The following is a 13,954-nucleotide window of genomic DNA, read 5'->3' as shown; positions in this document are numbered from 1 at the left end:
CAGGCCCGTCATAAGCGGGCCGGTGACGCTTAAACAGAAATGCCCCGTATCAATCGATACGGGGCATTTTTTATGGGCATAAGGCAGTGTCTTTTTCCGTGAGCTAGCGTCGAAGGGTTGCTTAGGTTCACTCCTACAGGAATCGTGTTCACACATCACAAGGAACCGCATGTCGTTCATCCAGGCCAATCTGATTCATCTGCTCGCCGCACTCTGGTTTGTCATCTGCTGGGGCGGCTATACCCGTTACGCCGGCTGGAAGGCTCGCGACACCGCGTGTCTGGCCAGCGTGCTGCACCTGTACCGCGAAGACTGGATGCGCCGCATGTTGCTGCGCGACAACCGCATCGCGGACGCCAGCGTGATCGGCAACCTGGAGCGTAACGCCTCGTTCTTTGCTTCCAGCACCCTGATTATCCTTGCAGGTATCCTCACCGTGCTGGGCGCTTCCGACCGTGCGGTGTCATTGCTGGCGGATATTCCGATGGTGCAGCAGGCCTCGCAAGGCATGTCGGAGATCAAGTTGCTGTGCCTGGCAATGGTATTTGTCTACGCGTTCTTCACGTTCAGCTGGTGCATGCGCCAGTACAACTTCGCGGCGATTCTGGTGGGCTCGGCGCCGATGATCGGTGAGCGACAAGTCTCGGAGCTGGAGCGCAAAGCCTTCGCTTCGCGAGCGGCGCGGGTGATTTCGATGGCGGCCAACCAGTTCAACTTCGGCCTGCGCTCGTACTACTTCGGCATGAGTATGCTGGCGTGGTTTGTCAGCCCTTGGTTGTTCATGCTGATGACTGCCGGAGTGGTCGTCGTCTTGTATCGCCGCGAGTTTCATTCCGACGTTCTGGATGTCATGGTCTATACCCCTACAGAGGCGCCCATTCCCGAGGCGAACAAAGAGGTCGTTTCATGAGTATTCCGTTCTGGTGTGTGTTTATAAGTGCCCTGTTGATTTATATCGCGCGCCTGCCGGTGGGCAAGGCCATGAAAGAGCAGGGCGGTTACAACAACCACCTGCCGCGTCAACAGCAGGCACAGCTCACTGGTTACGGCGCGAGAGCGCTGGCGGCGCACCAGAACAGCATCGAGGCATTCATATTGTTCGCAGTGGGGGTGCTTATGGCGCATACCACGCAAACAGCGGGATGGCTGATCGATACGTTGGCGATCATTTTTGTAATCGCGCGGATCCTCTACTTGTGGCTCTACCTGGCTGACAAGCCTGCATTGCGCAGCTTGATCTGGCTGGTCGGCCTGGTGTGTTCGTTGTTGCTGATGATTAGTCCGACTTTTAAAACTGTTCTGCTCTAAAAAGTCATTGCCTATAAAATGCAGGCAAAAGAAAACCCGCACTTGGCGGGTTTTCTTTTGTCACACCAGAAAGCGGATTATTGCTATTTGGCGGCTTCTTCTTGTGCAGCGGCCTTCGATTCGGCCTGAGCTTTGGCAGCTTCGGCGTTTTCTTTCGCAGCGTCGTTCACTTTATCCTGAGCTTTGTTCATGTCTTGCTGAGCTTGTTCAGCATGTTGGTTTGCATCTTGAGCTTTGTCCTCGGATTTTTTATCGCAGGCAGCGAGACCGAGGGAAGCGGTCAACATCAAGGCAATAGCTAAAGTCTTACGCATGGGGTGTTTCTCCTTATGGAAAATAACTACTGGCCTTAAGAACTCGGCGCCAAGGGTTAAGTTCCTCATTTGTTTCAGATATATAAGATCTTTTTTCAGTGGAACTTTTGCGGTTTTTCTCACTACTGGCAAAAGGCTCTAACAAGAGTAATTATCATATGGCTGAAAACCCCGTTTTTGAGCGTGCGACGCGATTTCTTTCTGCGTTGCGACACTGCCAGGTCCTAGGGTTGCAAGTGCACAGCGCCTCTGCCGATGGGCTCACGGTGATCCTGCCATACAGCACGAAAATCGTCGGTAACCCGCAGACAGGCGTGATACACGGTGGCGCTATCACTTCTTTGATGGACACCGCGTGCGGCATGTCGACCCTGTGCGTACTGCCGGAATTCGAAGTCTGCCCGACCCTCGATCTGCGCATCGACTACATGCACGCCGCAGAACCCCATAAAGACGTTTACGGCTTCGCCCAGTGCTATCGAGTGACGACCGATGTGATCTTCGCTCGCGGCTTCGCCTACCAGGATGATCCCGAGCAGCCGATTGCCCACGTCGTTGGCACTTTCATGCGCATGGGCAAAAACATCAGGGGCACCAAGGGTTTTGGTGGCGCTATCAGGGGAGAGGGCCAATGAGCGACGACCTCAAGGATCAGTTGCAGAGGGCCCATGCGCAAGGCGACTACGCACCGCTGCTCAAGTTGATTCCGTACGCCGGGCTGATCGGCATCGAGTGCTCTCGCGTTGGCGATGACTTGCTGTTTAAACTGCCGGCGAATAAGGACAACATTGGTAACCCTTTATTGCCGGCGATTCATGGCGGGGTGATTGCCGGGTTCATGGAACTGGCCGCAGCCCTGCATTTATTGATTTTTACCGGGGCGCCGGACGTACCGAAGATCATCGATTTTTCCCTCGATTACCTGCGCGCCGGGCAGTTTCGCGACACCTGGGCCAGGTGTCAGGTCTGCCGGCAGGGGCGGCGGGTGGCGAACGTTGCGATCACGGCGTGGCAAAGTACCGAAAGCGAACCGATTGCCACGGCTCGGGCGCATTTCAAAATCGATGAGCCCTTGAAATCCTGAACACTGCCCCAAACTCAGATGACAACCCGCCGCAGACCATTCGGGTCGCGGCCAATGCCATCTGATTGGAGTTTGATGACCATGAGTGTGGAAACTCAAAAGGAAACCCTGGGCTTCCAGACCGAGGTGAAGCAGCTGCTGCACCTCATGATCCATTCGCTGTATTCCAACAAGGAAATCTTCCTTCGCGAATTGATCTCGAACGCCTCTGACGCTGTCGACAAGCTGCGCTTCGAAGCCCTGGCCAAGCCTGAGTTGCTCGAAGGTGGCGCAGATCTGAAAATCCGTGTGAGCTTCGACAAGGACGCCAAGACCGTCACCCTCGAAGACAACGGTATCGGCATGAACCGTGACGATGTGATCGCCCACCTGGGGACCATCGCCAAGTCGGGCACCGCCGATTTCATGAAGAATCTGTCGGGTGATCAGAAAAAAGATTCGCACCTGATCGGCCAGTTCGGTGTTGGCTTCTACTCGGCCTTCATCGTTGCCGACCAGGTTGACGTGTACAGCCGTCGCGCCGGCACTCCGGCCAGCGAAGGCGTGCACTGGTCGTCGAAAGGCGAGGGCGAGTTCGAAGTCGCCACCATCGAAAAGCCTGAGCGCGGCACTCGCATCGTCCTGCACCTGAAAGCTACAGAAGACGAGTTCGCCGATGGCTGGCGTCTGCGCAACATCATCAAGAAGTACTCCGACCATATCGCTTTGCCGATCGAGCTGCCGAAAGAAGTCACGGCTGCCGAAGGCGAAGAGGCGCCAGCGCTCGAGTGGGAAACCGTCAACCGCGCCAGTGCCCTGTGGACTCGTCCACGCACCGAAGTGAAGGACGAGGAATACCAGGAGTTCTACAAGCACATCGCCCACGATTTCGAGAACCCGCTGGCCTGGAGCCACAACAAGGTTGAAGGCAAACTCGAATACAGCTCGCTGTTGTACGTGCCGGCCCGCGCACCGTTCGATTTGTATCAGCGTGAAGCGCCGAAAGGCCTGAAGCTGTACGTGCAACGCGTGTTCGTAATGGATCAGGCCGAGTCTTTCCTGCCGCTCTACCTGCGCTTCATCAAAGGCGTGGTCGACTCCAACGACCTGTCGCTGAACGTGTCGCGGGAAATTCTGCAGAAAGACCCGATCATCGACTCGATGAAGTCGGCGCTGACCAAGCGTGTGCTCGACATGCTGGAAAAACTGGCGAAGAACGAGCCTGAGCAATACAAGGGCTTCTGGAAGAACTTCGGTCAGGTCATGAAAGAAGGCCCTGCAGAAGACTTCGCCAACAAGGAAAAAATCGCGGGTCTGCTGCGTTTCGCGTCGACCAACGGCGACGACGGCGAGCAGATCGTCGGTCTGGCTGACTACCTGGCACGCGCCAAAGAAGGTCAGGACAAGATCTACTACCTCACCGGCGAAACCTACGCGCAGGTCAAAAACAGCCCGCACCTGGAAGTCTTCCGCAAGAAAGGCATCGAAGTGCTGCTGCTGACCGACCGTATCGACGAGTGGCTGATGAGCTACCTCAGCGACTTCGACGGCAAGTCCTTCGTTGACGTGGCACGCGGTGACCTGGACCTGGGCAATCTGGACTCGGAAGAGGACAAGAAAGCCGCAGAAGAGGTCGCCAAGTCCAAAGAAGGTCTGGTCGAGCGTCTGAAAACCGCGCTGGGTGATTGCGTCGCTGAAGTGCGGGTTTCCCATCGTCTGACCGATTCGCCGGCCATTCTGGCCATCGGCGAGCAGGACCTGGGTCTGCAAATGCGTCAGATCCTCGAGGCCAGCGGTCAGAAGGTGCCGGATTCGAAGCCTATCTTCGAATTCAACCCGAGCCACCCGCTGATCGAGAAACTCGACGGCGAGCAGAGCGAAGAGCGGTTTGGCGATCTGTCGCACATCCTCTTCGATCAGGCAGCCCTGGCTGCCGGCGACAGCTTGAAGGACCCGGCCGCTTATGTGCGCCGCCTGAACAAGCTGCTGGTCGAACTGTCGGTTTGATGAAGTTGTAAAAAAACCCGCTTCGGCGGGTTTTTTCATTCTGGTGTTCAAGTAATCAGGAGTCAGAAATGAGCCAAGTCACAGTACGTTCCGTGATCTATCAGATTGATGGCCAGCCTTATGAAGGTCGGCTTGCATTCGACGCCGAGCACAAAGGCGCGCGTCCGGGTTTGTTGATGGCGCCGAACTGGATGGGCGTCAGCGCTGGCGCTGAAGAAATCGCCAGGTCGGTGGCGGCCAAGGGCTACGTGGTGTTGATCGCTGATGTCTACGGTCAGGCCGTGCGTCCGCAGAACGCTGATCAGGCCGGTGCGGCGATGATGCCGCTCAAGGATGATCGTGCACTGCTGCGCACGCGTATGCAGGCTGCGTTCGAGCAGTTGCAGACCCAGGGCGAAGCGGCAGTCGATACGTCGAAGCTGGCGGTGTTCGGTTTCTGCTTTGGCGGTTGCTGTGCGCTGGATCTGGCGCGCACCGGTGCGCCGGTGAAAGCGGCGGTGTCGTTCCATGGCACGCTGGATTCACCGAATCCTGCGGATGCGCAGAACATCAAAGGCTCGGTGCTGGTGCTTCACGGCGCGTCCGATCCGTTGGTGCCGAAGGAGCAGTTGCCGGCCTTCGAAGACGAGATGAACGCGGCGAAGGTGGATTGGCAATTGCTGAGCTACGGCGGTGCGGTGCACTCGTTTACCGACCCGCACGCCAATGTGCCGGGCAAGATGATGTACGACGCGAAGACGGCCAAACGGGCGTTCAAGTCGATGCATGATTTGCTGGATGAAGTGTTCAGCGGTTGATTCAGTTGTCAGGCACTGACTCGGGCGGTGTCTGACAGGGCCTCATCGCTGGCAAGCCAGCTCCCACAGTTATCGAGCCGTTAGCAAAGCCTGTGTTCGACGCGAAAACCTGTGGGAGCTGGCTTGCCAGCGATGGCTGACTCAAGGCAATACAAGTTTCAGGGCAGTTCGATCCGCTCGCTTTCCCCCGGCACCGTCGGCCATTCCCCGGCCGCCCATTTGCGCCGAGCCTCATCAATCGCCGCCGGATCGCTCGCAACAAAATTCCAGTTGATCCGCCTTGGGCCATCCAGCGGTGCGCCGCCGAACACCACCGCGTGAACCTCGCTCTCGGCAAACAGACTCATTTCTTCCCCAACCGGCAACACCACCAGCGCGTGGGGTTCGACCGTTTCGCCGTTCAGTTGTGCATCGCCACCCAATACATACAGCGCCCGCTCTTCATGCTCTGAGGGAATCAGCAATGTGGTCGCCGTTTGCATCTTCACTTCGGCATACAACGTAGGAGAAAGCACCGGGACTGGCGATTCCAGACAAAAGCCTGACCCGGCAATCATCCGAATCTGCACGCCGAGGTTATCGCTGACTGGCAAGGTTGCTGCCGGGTGATGACTGTAATGCCCCGGGCCTTGTTCGTGATCCTTGGGCGAGGCCAGCCATATCTGCAAACCGTGCATCGTGAAACTCTGATCCCACAGCGGCTCCGGCGTGCGTTCAACGTGGGCAATCGCGCTGCCGGCGGTCATCCAGCTGACATCGCCAGCGCTGACTACCTGATCGGAGCCTAGGCTGTCCTTGTGCTGGAGTTGGCCTTCAAACAGATAGGTCAGTGTCGACAGGCCAATGTGCGGATGCTGTCGGATGTTCATGCCTTTGCCCGTCGGATAAACCGTTTCGAGCATGTGATCAAAAAACACGAATGGCCCGACGCTGCGGCATTTGGCTGACGGCAACGGACGAAGAATCGGCTGGCCTTCGACGTCTTCGGCTCGCGGGCGGATGATCAGGGGTTGCGTGTCCATGGTGCATTCCAGGCTGAGCGGGTGATGCCAGAAGCATAACCCGCCGCTGGCATCAGGATGGTTATTGGCTGTCGAAGCCTTGTGGGGCATGGGTTTCGATGCTGACTTCGCTGGTGGTCATGAGCTTGTGGATCGGGCAGCGGTCGGCGACTCGCAGCAGTTCCTTGCGCTGGGCGTCTGTGAGCACGCCTTTGAGGGTGAGGGTGACGTGCAGGGCGTATTTGCCTTTCTGCTCTTCACTGTTATCGCGTTTGACCTCAACACCCACGCCGGTCAGCGGGATGTCTTTCTTCTTCGCGTACATCTTCAGGGTCAGGGCCTTGCAGGCGCCGAGTGCGGCGTCGAAGTAATCGTGCGGCTCTGGCGCCGTGCCTTCGCCGCCGGCAGAGGCCGGTACGTCGGCAAACAGTTCGTGTTCATCGATCTGGACAGTGTGACGAAAACCTTCAGCGGAGACGGTATTGACGGTAACGGTCATGTGAACCTCACTGGCAGTAGGAAAAGTCGTTCGATCAAAAAGACCTTGCAGTTATAGAGCATTGCCAGCGGCACGCGTTCCACTTTCCTGCGGGATGAACCCTTGGGGGCAGGGCGGGGTCTAGGCTATGCCTACTTGTCGGAGATTAATTGTGTCCCTGTATCGTTTGAGTCTTGCCTGCCTGCTGGTGTTTGCCGGTAACGCCGGCGCCCGCGAATACACCTACAGCGATGCGCACCTGCACTACGTGGATTTTTTCCAGGAAACCGCCGGCATGCCGAAATTGCTGACGGCCATGAAGGAAAACTCCATTGAGCATGTGATGATTTCCGGCATTCCCGTGGCGAAGAAGTGGCATGAGGATGAACCGAAACGTCCGCGCTATTACGCCGGTGATGATGCCGACGCCTATTGGTACAGCGCCACCGACGTGATCGTCGCTGATGCAGTGCAAAAACTGACGCCTGAGCAGCGACCCTACTTTCATCCGTTTCTGTCAGGCTTCAACCCTAACGACAAGAACTCCGCCGCACATATTCAGCGCATGCTCGAACTCTATCCGGGGCTGTGGCAAGGCATTGGCGAAGTCTTCACGCGGCATGACGACCTGACGGCGCTGACGTCCGGTGACACGCCGCGCGCCAACAACGAGGCGATGACCAAGATTTATCATCTGGCGGCAGAAAACGATCTGCCGGTAATGGTGCATTCCAACATCACTTCCAAACGTGAGAGAAATCCGCTTTACCTGCAGGAAATCGAAGAGCCGCTGCGTAATCACCCGCACACACGGTTCATCTGGGCGCACGCCGGCACCAGCGCGGAAATTCATCGGCACCAGACACAACTAGACTTTCTCCTGCCGACCCTCACACGCATGCTCGAGGCATATCCGAATCTGTTCATTGATCTGTCGTGGAGCATGCTCACGCCGTATCTGCTGGATGAACAGGGCAAGCCACGCCCGGAATGGCTGGCGCTGGTAAAGAAATACCCGGAGCGCTTCATGCTCGGCTCGGATGTCGTAGGGCGATTCAACAAGCTCGGTGAGGAAATGCACAGCTTCGCGCCTTTCCTCGATGCGCTTCCCGAAGAAATTGCACAAAAGGTCGCTCGCGATAACTTCCTGGCGATATTGCCGCGAACAGCGCTCAAGTCCGACAAAATCGCGCTGAATCGTTAATGCCGAGGGTTAGAAGTATTAAGGCGTTTTGATATCACGTTTTCGTCTTACGCAAATTTCTTCCGGGCCGATACCTTCTAGAGCAACCCGCTGTAGGTTGATGCAGCGCTTTTGGAAGGAAGCCAAATTAATGAGTATCCGTAGTCTCAATATTGCCCCGCGTGCCGGCCTCGGTTTTGGCCTATTGGCGTTGATGGTGTGCGCCCTCGGGGCGTTCGCTCTGCTGCAAATGTCGAACATGCGCGCCCAGTCCGACGAGGTCGACAACAACTGGCTGCCGAGTGTGATGGCGGTCGGCGAGATGAGTCAGGACATGTTGCGCCTGCGCGCGCTGACCATGCGCCTGTTGCTCAATCGTGATCCGCAGGCGTTGCAGCAGAATGTGGCCAAGCTAGATGAGCTGCGCGGGGTGCTGAGTGAGGCCCAGCAGCGTTATGACGTGCTGATCGTGCTGCCTGAAGAGCGCCAGTTATTCGATCGCTTCAAGGTGGCCGAGCATCAATATCTGGAGCTTCAGGCGCAAGTCTTGCAGTTGTCCGCGCAGAACCGGGTGGAGGAGGCGGCGCGCATTCTCAATGGCGAGATGAGCCCGTTGGCCGATGAAATCGCCGTCGTCCTGCGTCAGTTGGTCGAACTGAACAAACACAATGCCAATCTCGCTACCGAGGGCGCGCGGCTGGTGTTCACTCAGTCACGGGTTTGGGTCGGGGTCATGATCGGCGTTACCGCGCTGATCACCATCGGCCTGGCGCTGTTGCTGACGCGCAGCATCGTCTTGCCATTGGCGCAGTCTTTAGGCGTGGCGCAAGTCGTGGCCGGCGGCGACCTTACCGGTGACATCAATATTTCCGGCAAGGACGAGCCGGCGCGGCTGCTGCAAGCGCTCAAAAGCATGCAGCACAATCTGCGCGACACGATTCGGCAAATTTCCGAGTCGTCCAGTCAGTTGGCTTCGGCGTCGGAAGAGCTGAGTTGCGTCACGGAAGACGCTACGCGTGGGCTGCACCAGCAGAGTCTGGAAATCGAACAGGCGGCGACAGCGGTAAATCAGATGACCGCGGCAGTGGAGGAGGTGGCCAGCAATGCTGTGGCGACCTCCGAGGCCTCGCGCGAATCCGACCGCATTGCCCAGCATGGTCGCCAGCAGGTGCAGCAGACCGTATCGTCAATCGAATCCCTCGCCGAGGATGTGACGGCCAATGCGACGCAGATGGAAGATCTGGCGCAGAAGGTTCATGGCATTAGCAAAGTGCTTGATGTGATCCGCTCGATCGCCGAGCAGACCAACCTGCTGGCGTTGAACGCGGCGATCGAAGCCGCACGGGCTGGCGATGCCGGGCGCGGTTTTGCAGTGGTCGCGGATGAGGTGCGGGCGCTGGCGCATCGCACTCAGCAGTCGACTCAGGAAATCGAGCAGATGATCGGTGGCATTCAGCAAGGCACGGATTCAGCGGTCGGTTCGATGCAGCAGAGCAATGTGCGGGCGCGTGCGACGCTGGACCTGGCCAAGTCGGCCGGCACAGCGCTGGAGGAAATTGCTTCGGCATTCACCGTGATCAACGAGCGCAATCTGGTGATCGCCAGTGCTTCGGAAGAGCAAGCGGCAGTGGCGCGGGAGGTGGATCGCAATTTGATGAATATCCGTGATCTGGCGATGCAGACGTCGGCGGGTGCGAATCAGACCAGTGCGGCGAGCCAGGAGTTGTCGCGATTGGCAGTGGATTTGAACAGCATGGTGGCCAGGTTTTCAGTTTGAGTGTGTGGTGAGCCCGGGGTTGCCCTCGCCCTAACCCTCTCCCTCGGGAGAGGGCTGGGGTGAGGGGCGAGCCTTGCACCATTCTTCAGACCAACATTCAGGCAATAAAAAGCCCCGCAATCGCGGGGCTTTTTCACATCACTTCGGATCAGCTGCCTTTCACAGCCTTGCCGTTGACCGTACCGTCCTGGAGCATGATGTTGTACTCCTTGCCGTCGGTTTCAACTTGTTGCAGGCGAACCAGCAGGTAATCCCAATCCTTGGCGAACCAAAGGACGGTGATGCGCTTGCTTTGTGTCGGGTCGCGTACGCGCTCGACCTTGATCGCATCGATCTTGCCTGCCTTGGTGTCGACTTTTTCCGAGCCAAGCACGCGGAAATCATAGGTATCGATCTCGCCGTCATCGACCACTTGGTAGCTCATGGTCTTCTTGCCGGCGGCGACATCATGTTGCAGTGCCAGCTGATAAGTCGATTTGTCGACCATGCCACGGTTCAGCGGGATTTTCACCGCATCGCCACGGTCGGTGCCGGTGACCAGTTTGTTGGTCCAGTCGAAGTCCAGATCAGCCTTCTTCGCTTTGCCCAGACCGCCACGTTCGAAGTGGTAGGACTGCGGCAGCAGCGTGTCCTTGTCCAGGGTCAGGGTGCTGGTCTCGGTGAGGCTGGCGATCATCATCGACGCCTTGAAGCTGAGCGTCCAGACACCTTTGGCATCCTTTGACAGGCTGCGCTCGGCAGTGCCGCTCATCGGCAGCTGTTTCCAGTCGGCGGTGTAGCTGGCGGAGAACGGTTGAAGGTCTGCCGCCTGCGCGAAAGGCAGGGCGAGCAGTGCGCAAGCAAATAGCAGGGCGCGACGCATAATATCTCCTAGTGTCGAATCAAATGGCCGCTGGCCGCGAGTAACTGGCCGTCCAGTGAAGCACCTTCGCCCCCGAGTGCAAGCCTGCCTTCGGCAAACCAGCGTACCGCCATGGGGTAGATCAAGTGTTCCTGAACATGCACTCGCTGCGCCAGACTCTGCGGCGTGTCGTGCAACTCTACCGGTATTACTGCCTGTACGACCAGTGGTCCGCCATCGAGTTCCTCGGTGACGAAGTGGACGGAGCAGCCGTGCTCGGTGTCGCCGGCCTCCAGCGCGCGCTGATGGGTGTGTAACCCTTTGTATTTGGGCAGCAGCGAAGGATGGATGTTGAGCAGGCGACCCTGATAGTGGCGTACGAAGTCAGCGCTGAGAATGCGCATGAAACCGGCCAGTACCACGAGTTTGGGATTGAATTCGTCGATCAGTTCGATCAGGGCAGCATCGAAGGCCTCGCGACCTTCGAAGGCCTTGTGATCCAGCGAGCGGGTGGCGATACCCGCGTCACTGGCGCGTTGCAGGCCGTAAGCGTCGGCGCGGTTGGAAATCACCGCAGCGATGCGGACCGGGCTTTCGCCGGTCCGCGTGCTGTCGATCAAGGCCTGCAAGTTACTGCCGGTGCCGGACAACAGCACCACGACATCACAGGTTGCGGACATTAATGAGCCTTAAGGTTCTTCAGTTCGACCTGAGCAGCGCCTTCGGCAGCGACTGCGATCTGGCCGATGACCCAAGGCTGTTCGCCAGCGTCACGCAGGGTGTTGAGCGCAACTTCAACGTGCTCCTGAGCCACGCAGATGACCATGCCGACGCCGCAGTTCAGAACGCGGTGCATCTCGGTCTCGTCAACGTTGCCTTTCTCTTGCAGCCAGTCGAACACGGCCGGGCGATTCCAGCTGGCGACGTCAACCACGGCCTGAGCGCCTTTTGGCAGAACGCGCGGGATGTTGTCGAGCAGGCCGCCACCGGTGATGTGGGCCATGGCTTTGACGGCGCCGGTGTCTTTGATCAGCTTGAGCAGCGGCTTCACATAGATACGGGTCGGGGCCATCAGCAGGTCGGTCAGCGGTTTACCGTCGAGCTGGATGTTTTCGATGTCGGAGCCGGACACTTCGATGATCTTGCGGATCAGCGAGTAGCCGTTGGAGTGCGGGCCGGACGAAGGCAGGGCGATCAGCGCGTCACCGGTGGCGACTTTCGAGCCGTCGATGATTTCGGCTTTTTCCACGACGCCGACGCAGAAGCCGGCCAGGTCGTAGTCTTCGCCTTCGTACATGCCAGGCATTTCAGCGGTTTCGCCGCCAACCAGCGAGCAACCGGACAGTTCGCAGCCGGCGCCGATGCCGGTCACAACCTGGGCGGCGGTCTCGACGTTGAGTTTGCCGGTGGCGTAGTAGTCGAGGAAGAACAGCGGCTCGGCACCGCACACCACCAGGTCGTTGACGCACATGGCGACCAGGTCGATACCGATGGTGTCGTGCTTGTTCAGGTTCAGGGCCAGGCGCAGCTTGGTGCCGACGCCGTCAGTGCCGGAAACCAGTACGGGCTGCTTGTAGCCGGCCGGGATTTCGCAGAGGGCGCCGAAACCGCCCAGGCCGCCCATGACTTCCGGACGCGCAGTGCGCTTGGCGACGCTCTTGATGCGTTCGACCAATGCTTCACCGGCGTCGATGTCTACACCGGCGTCCTTGTAGCTCAGGGAGGGTTGCTTGCTCATGATCCAGGCCTTTAGGGGGGATTCAGGGGTAACGACCGAGTTCAGCGGGGCGCCGAAGTCGATGGGGCGATAGCCTCACGCGAGTTTCGAGGTGCCCGGCTGTTGCCGGTCTGCGAAGGCGCGCGATTTTATCAGGCTTGAGGGGCAGCGGCCATCCTCGTACCGACGGGCAGGGCCATATCACCCGAAATTTTTTGCAATTGAGGCGTACGGCTGCCTGTATAAGGTGTGGCAATTAACCGTCTATCGTTATCACTGTGCAAAAACTTACCGCCGCCGTGTGAATGTTTGGTGCTGGCAGACTGTCACAGCCTTGCCAAATCGGTTCACGCGGCCTGTTCCAGCCGCTCCTGTCGACGGGAATTCTCCATGCGTTTTTGTAAATTGTTGTTTGTGGGCTGTTTGTCTGTGGTTAGCCTGGCGAGTCATGCCGAAAACCTCAAAGGCCTTTATCAAGTGCGTGAGCCGGTCCAGGGCCAGGCTCCGGAGGAGCGTGAACGCGCTACTCAGGCCGCGCTGGATACGTTGGTATTGCGCCTGACCGGTGACCCTAAAGCTGCGCAAAATCCGGGTTTGGCGGCCGTGCGCAAGGATCCGCAGCAGATCATCAGCCAGTTCGGTTTTGATGCCGGGCCGCCGGAGGTGCTGAAAGTCGATTTCGATCCGAGCAGTACCGAGCAGGCATTGCGTCGCGCCGGGTTATCCCTGTGGGGCGCCAGCCGGCCGTCGATACTGAGCTGGTGGCTGAACGACTCGGCCGAAGGTTCGAGTCTGGTCGGTGATGGCCAGGCTGCTGCCGCGCCGTTGCGCACGGCGGCTCAGCATCGTGGTTTGCCGTTGCGTTTGCCGCTGGCTGATCTGAGTGAACAACTGGTCGCCACGGCGCCGGCACTCGAAGGCACGGATGCAGCACCTTTGCGCGATGCGTCGGAGCGCTATAACGCTGACGCCCTGCTGGCTGTGCATGCGCGGGAAGAGGGTGGTCAGTGGCAGGCCAAATGGCATTTGTGGTTAGGTGATCAAAAAGAAGCGGGCAGTGTGCAGGGGGCGGATCAGGCAGCCATTGCGGATGCAGTGATGCTGGCGGTTGCCCAGCGCCTGGCGCCACGCTTTGCCGCCAAGCCTGGGGCAACCGGGCAGCAGACACTGGAAGTGCTGGGCATGAATCTGGAACGTTACGCAGCGCTGTTGCGGTTACTCGAACCGTTTGGCGTGCGTCTGCAAAGTGTAGATGGCGATCGTATCGTCTATCGGGTCAATGGCAGTGCCGATCAGATGCGCGCGCAGTTGTCGCTGGCCAGGTTGCAGGAACTGCCAGCCGAAGCTCCGGCTCAGGTGGCCGCGCCGCAGCCTGTGGTTGCGGGTGCGGCACCTGTCGCGGCGCCAGCCCCGGCACCTGCGGCGCCGTCATTGCGGTTTCGCTGGTAAGTCTTTCCTTATATAGAAA

15 protein-coding genes and 1 pseudogene are annotated in these 13,954 nt (G+C 58.5%); 10 read left to right on the top strand and 6 right to left on the bottom strand.

The annotated features are described in order from the left end of the window. Positions 1–169 precede the first annotated feature (169 nt). Together JJD74_RS01130 and JJD74_RS01125 are read left to right on the top strand one after the other, a co-directional pair. Positions 170–910 (top strand): DUF599 domain-containing protein, encoded by a 741-nt coding sequence (locus JJD74_RS01130; RefSeq protein WP_200610748.1) that lies wholly within the window; start codon positions 170–172, stop codon positions 908–910. Next, on the top strand, positions 907–1,308 hold the full coding sequence (locus JJD74_RS01125; RefSeq protein ID WP_042558297.1) for an MAPEG family protein: 402 nt from the start codon (positions 907–909) through the stop codon (positions 1,306–1,308). Before JJD74_RS01130 ends, JJD74_RS01125 begins: the two co-directional genes overlap by 4 nt. Positions 1,309–1,391: 83 nt before the next feature. Here the strand turns inward: JJD74_RS01125 and JJD74_RS01120 are convergent, their stop codons facing one another. Then, on the bottom strand, positions 1,392–1,622 hold the full coding sequence (locus tag JJD74_RS01120; protein ID WP_200610746.1) for a hypothetical protein: 231 nt from the start codon (positions 1,620–1,622) through the stop codon (positions 1,392–1,394). A 158-nt stretch (positions 1,623–1,780) separates the two neighbouring features. On the opposite strand from JJD74_RS01120, the gene JJD74_RS01115 reads away from it, so the two are divergent. The 4 genes from JJD74_RS01115 (at position 1,781) to JJD74_RS01100 (ending at position 5,489) form a co-directional block, all read left to right on the top strand. Beyond that, positions 1,781–2,257, top strand: a complete 477-nt coding sequence (locus tag JJD74_RS01115) for a PaaI family thioesterase (protein ID WP_042558298.1) — start codon at positions 1,781–1,783, stop codon at positions 2,255–2,257. Continuing rightward, positions 2,254–2,706: a PaaI family thioesterase gene (locus tag JJD74_RS01110; protein ID WP_200610744.1), complete on the top strand. Its 453-nt coding sequence runs from the start codon at positions 2,254–2,256 to the stop codon at positions 2,704–2,706. Before JJD74_RS01115 ends, JJD74_RS01110 begins: the two co-directional genes overlap by 4 nt. 81 nt (positions 2,707–2,787) lie before the next feature. Continuing rightward, positions 2,788–4,692, top strand: coding sequence for a molecular chaperone HtpG (gene htpG / locus JJD74_RS01105; protein ID WP_200610739.1), 1,905 nt, complete (start codon positions 2,788–2,790; stop codon positions 4,690–4,692). Positions 4,693–4,760: 68 nt separating this feature from the next. Then, positions 4,761–5,489: a dienelactone hydrolase family protein gene (locus JJD74_RS01100; protein ID WP_042558300.1), complete on the top strand. Its 729-nt coding sequence runs from the start codon at positions 4,761–4,763 to the stop codon at positions 5,487–5,489. A gap of 158 nt (positions 5,490–5,647) precedes the next feature. Here the strand turns inward: JJD74_RS01100 and JJD74_RS01095 are convergent, their stop codons facing one another. Then, on the bottom strand, positions 5,648–6,511 hold the full coding sequence (locus tag JJD74_RS01095; protein WP_200610729.1) for a pirin family protein: 864 nt from the start codon (positions 6,509–6,511) through the stop codon (positions 5,648–5,650). Positions 6,512–6,572: 61 nt separating this feature from the next. Then, positions 6,573–6,989, bottom strand: a complete 417-nt coding sequence (locus JJD74_RS01090; protein WP_200610727.1) for an OsmC family protein — start codon at positions 6,987–6,989, stop codon at positions 6,573–6,575. 127 nt (positions 6,990–7,116) lie between these two features. Here JJD74_RS01090 and JJD74_RS01085 point away from each other — a divergent pair, with 127 nt between their 5' ends. The 3 genes and pseudogenes from JJD74_RS01085 (at position 7,117) to JJD74_RS31290 (ending at position 9,928) form a co-directional block, all read left to right on the top strand. Beyond that, positions 7,117–8,172 carry an amidohydrolase family protein gene (locus JJD74_RS01085; protein ID WP_234451607.1) on the top strand — a complete coding sequence of 352 codons (1,056 nt, stop codon included), beginning with the start codon at positions 7,117–7,119 and terminating at the stop codon, positions 8,170–8,172. A 100-nt stretch (positions 8,173–8,272) separates the two neighbouring features. Continuing rightward, positions 8,273–9,073 (top strand): annotated as a pseudogene (locus JJD74_RS31295) (MCP four helix bundle domain-containing protein); the annotation flags it as partial. Further along, entirely contained in the window at positions 9,065–9,928 is an 864-nt protein-coding gene (locus JJD74_RS31290; protein ID WP_390896403.1) for a methyl-accepting chemotaxis protein, read from the top strand. The pseudogene JJD74_RS31295 and the gene JJD74_RS31290, both read left to right, overlap by 9 nt. 148 nt (positions 9,929–10,076) lie before the next feature. Here the strand turns inward: JJD74_RS31290 and JJD74_RS01075 are convergent, their stop codons facing one another. From JJD74_RS01075 to purM, 3 genes are read right to left on the bottom strand one after another with little or no spacing between them, the layout of a single operon-like run. Next, complete coding sequence (locus JJD74_RS01075; protein WP_042558305.1) at positions 10,077–10,790, bottom strand: DUF3108 domain-containing protein; 714 nt, start codon at positions 10,788–10,790, stop codon at positions 10,077–10,079. 8 nt (positions 10,791–10,798) lie between these two features. Then, positions 10,799–11,449 (bottom strand): phosphoribosylglycinamide formyltransferase, encoded by a 651-nt coding sequence (purN, locus tag JJD74_RS01070; protein WP_042558306.1) that lies wholly within the window; start codon positions 11,447–11,449, stop codon positions 10,799–10,801. Continuing rightward, entirely contained in the window at positions 11,449–12,507 is a 1,059-nt protein-coding gene (gene purM / locus JJD74_RS01065) for a phosphoribosylformylglycinamidine cyclo-ligase (protein ID WP_042558307.1), read from the bottom strand. The genes purN and purM overlap by 1 nt, the downstream gene beginning before the upstream one ends. Positions 12,508–12,876: 369 nt before the next feature. Here purM and JJD74_RS01060 point away from each other — a divergent pair, with 369 nt between their 5' ends. Further along, the gene (locus JJD74_RS01060) at positions 12,877–13,935 is read left to right on the top strand and encodes a DUF2066 domain-containing protein (RefSeq protein WP_200610717.1); all 1,059 of its coding nucleotides are present in this window, start codon (positions 12,877–12,879) and stop codon (positions 13,933–13,935) included. Positions 13,936–13,954: the final 19 nt, after the last annotated feature.

Origin of the sequence: Pseudomonas sp. MF6776 (genome assembly GCF_016613125.1) — a bacterium.
Classification (GTDB): domain Bacteria; phylum Pseudomonadota; class Gammaproteobacteria; order Pseudomonadales; family Pseudomonadaceae; genus Aquipseudomonas; species Aquipseudomonas iridis.
This window is presented reverse-complemented; position numbering and strand designations above follow the sequence as displayed.

Coding starts and splice junctions, on each gene's coding strand:
- JJD74_RS31290 (WP_390896403.1), top strand. CDS start 9,065: ATGCAGCACAATCTGCGCGACACGATTCGGCAAATTTCCGAGTCGTCC.
- JJD74_RS01120 (WP_200610746.1), bottom strand. CDS start 1,622: ATGCGTAAGACTTTAGCTATTGCCTTGATGTTGACCGCTTCCCTCGGT.
- JJD74_RS01075 (WP_042558305.1), bottom strand. CDS start 10,790: ATGCGTCGCGCCCTGCTATTTGCTTGCGCACTGCTCGCCCTGCCTTTC.
- JJD74_RS01090 (WP_200610727.1), bottom strand. CDS start 6,989: ATGACCGTTACCGTCAATACCGTCTCCGCTGAAGGTTTTCGTCACACT.
- JJD74_RS01085 (WP_234451607.1), top strand. CDS start 7,117: ATGCCTACTTGTCGGAGATTAATTGTGTCCCTGTATCGTTTGAGTCTT.
- JJD74_RS01110 (WP_200610744.1), top strand. CDS start 2,254: ATGAGCGACGACCTCAAGGATCAGTTGCAGAGGGCCCATGCGCAAGGC.
- JJD74_RS01115 (WP_042558298.1), top strand. CDS start 1,781: ATGGCTGAAAACCCCGTTTTTGAGCGTGCGACGCGATTTCTTTCTGCG.
- JJD74_RS01130 (WP_200610748.1), top strand. CDS start 170: ATGTCGTTCATCCAGGCCAATCTGATTCATCTGCTCGCCGCACTCTGG.
- JJD74_RS01125 (WP_042558297.1), top strand. CDS start 907: ATGAGTATTCCGTTCTGGTGTGTGTTTATAAGTGCCCTGTTGATTTAT.
- JJD74_RS01060 (WP_200610717.1), top strand. CDS start 12,877: ATGCGTTTTTGTAAATTGTTGTTTGTGGGCTGTTTGTCTGTGGTTAGC.
- htpG (WP_200610739.1), top strand. CDS start 2,788: ATGAGTGTGGAAACTCAAAAGGAAACCCTGGGCTTCCAGACCGAGGTG.
- purN (WP_042558306.1), bottom strand. CDS start 11,449: ATGTCCGCAACCTGTGATGTCGTGGTGCTGTTGTCCGGCACCGGCAGT.
- JJD74_RS01100 (WP_042558300.1), top strand. CDS start 4,761: ATGAGCCAAGTCACAGTACGTTCCGTGATCTATCAGATTGATGGCCAG.
- purM (WP_042558307.1), bottom strand. CDS start 12,507: ATGAGCAAGCAACCCTCCCTGAGCTACAAGGACGCCGGTGTAGACATC.
- JJD74_RS01095 (WP_200610729.1), bottom strand. CDS start 6,511: ATGGACACGCAACCCCTGATCATCCGCCCGCGAGCCGAAGACGTCGAA.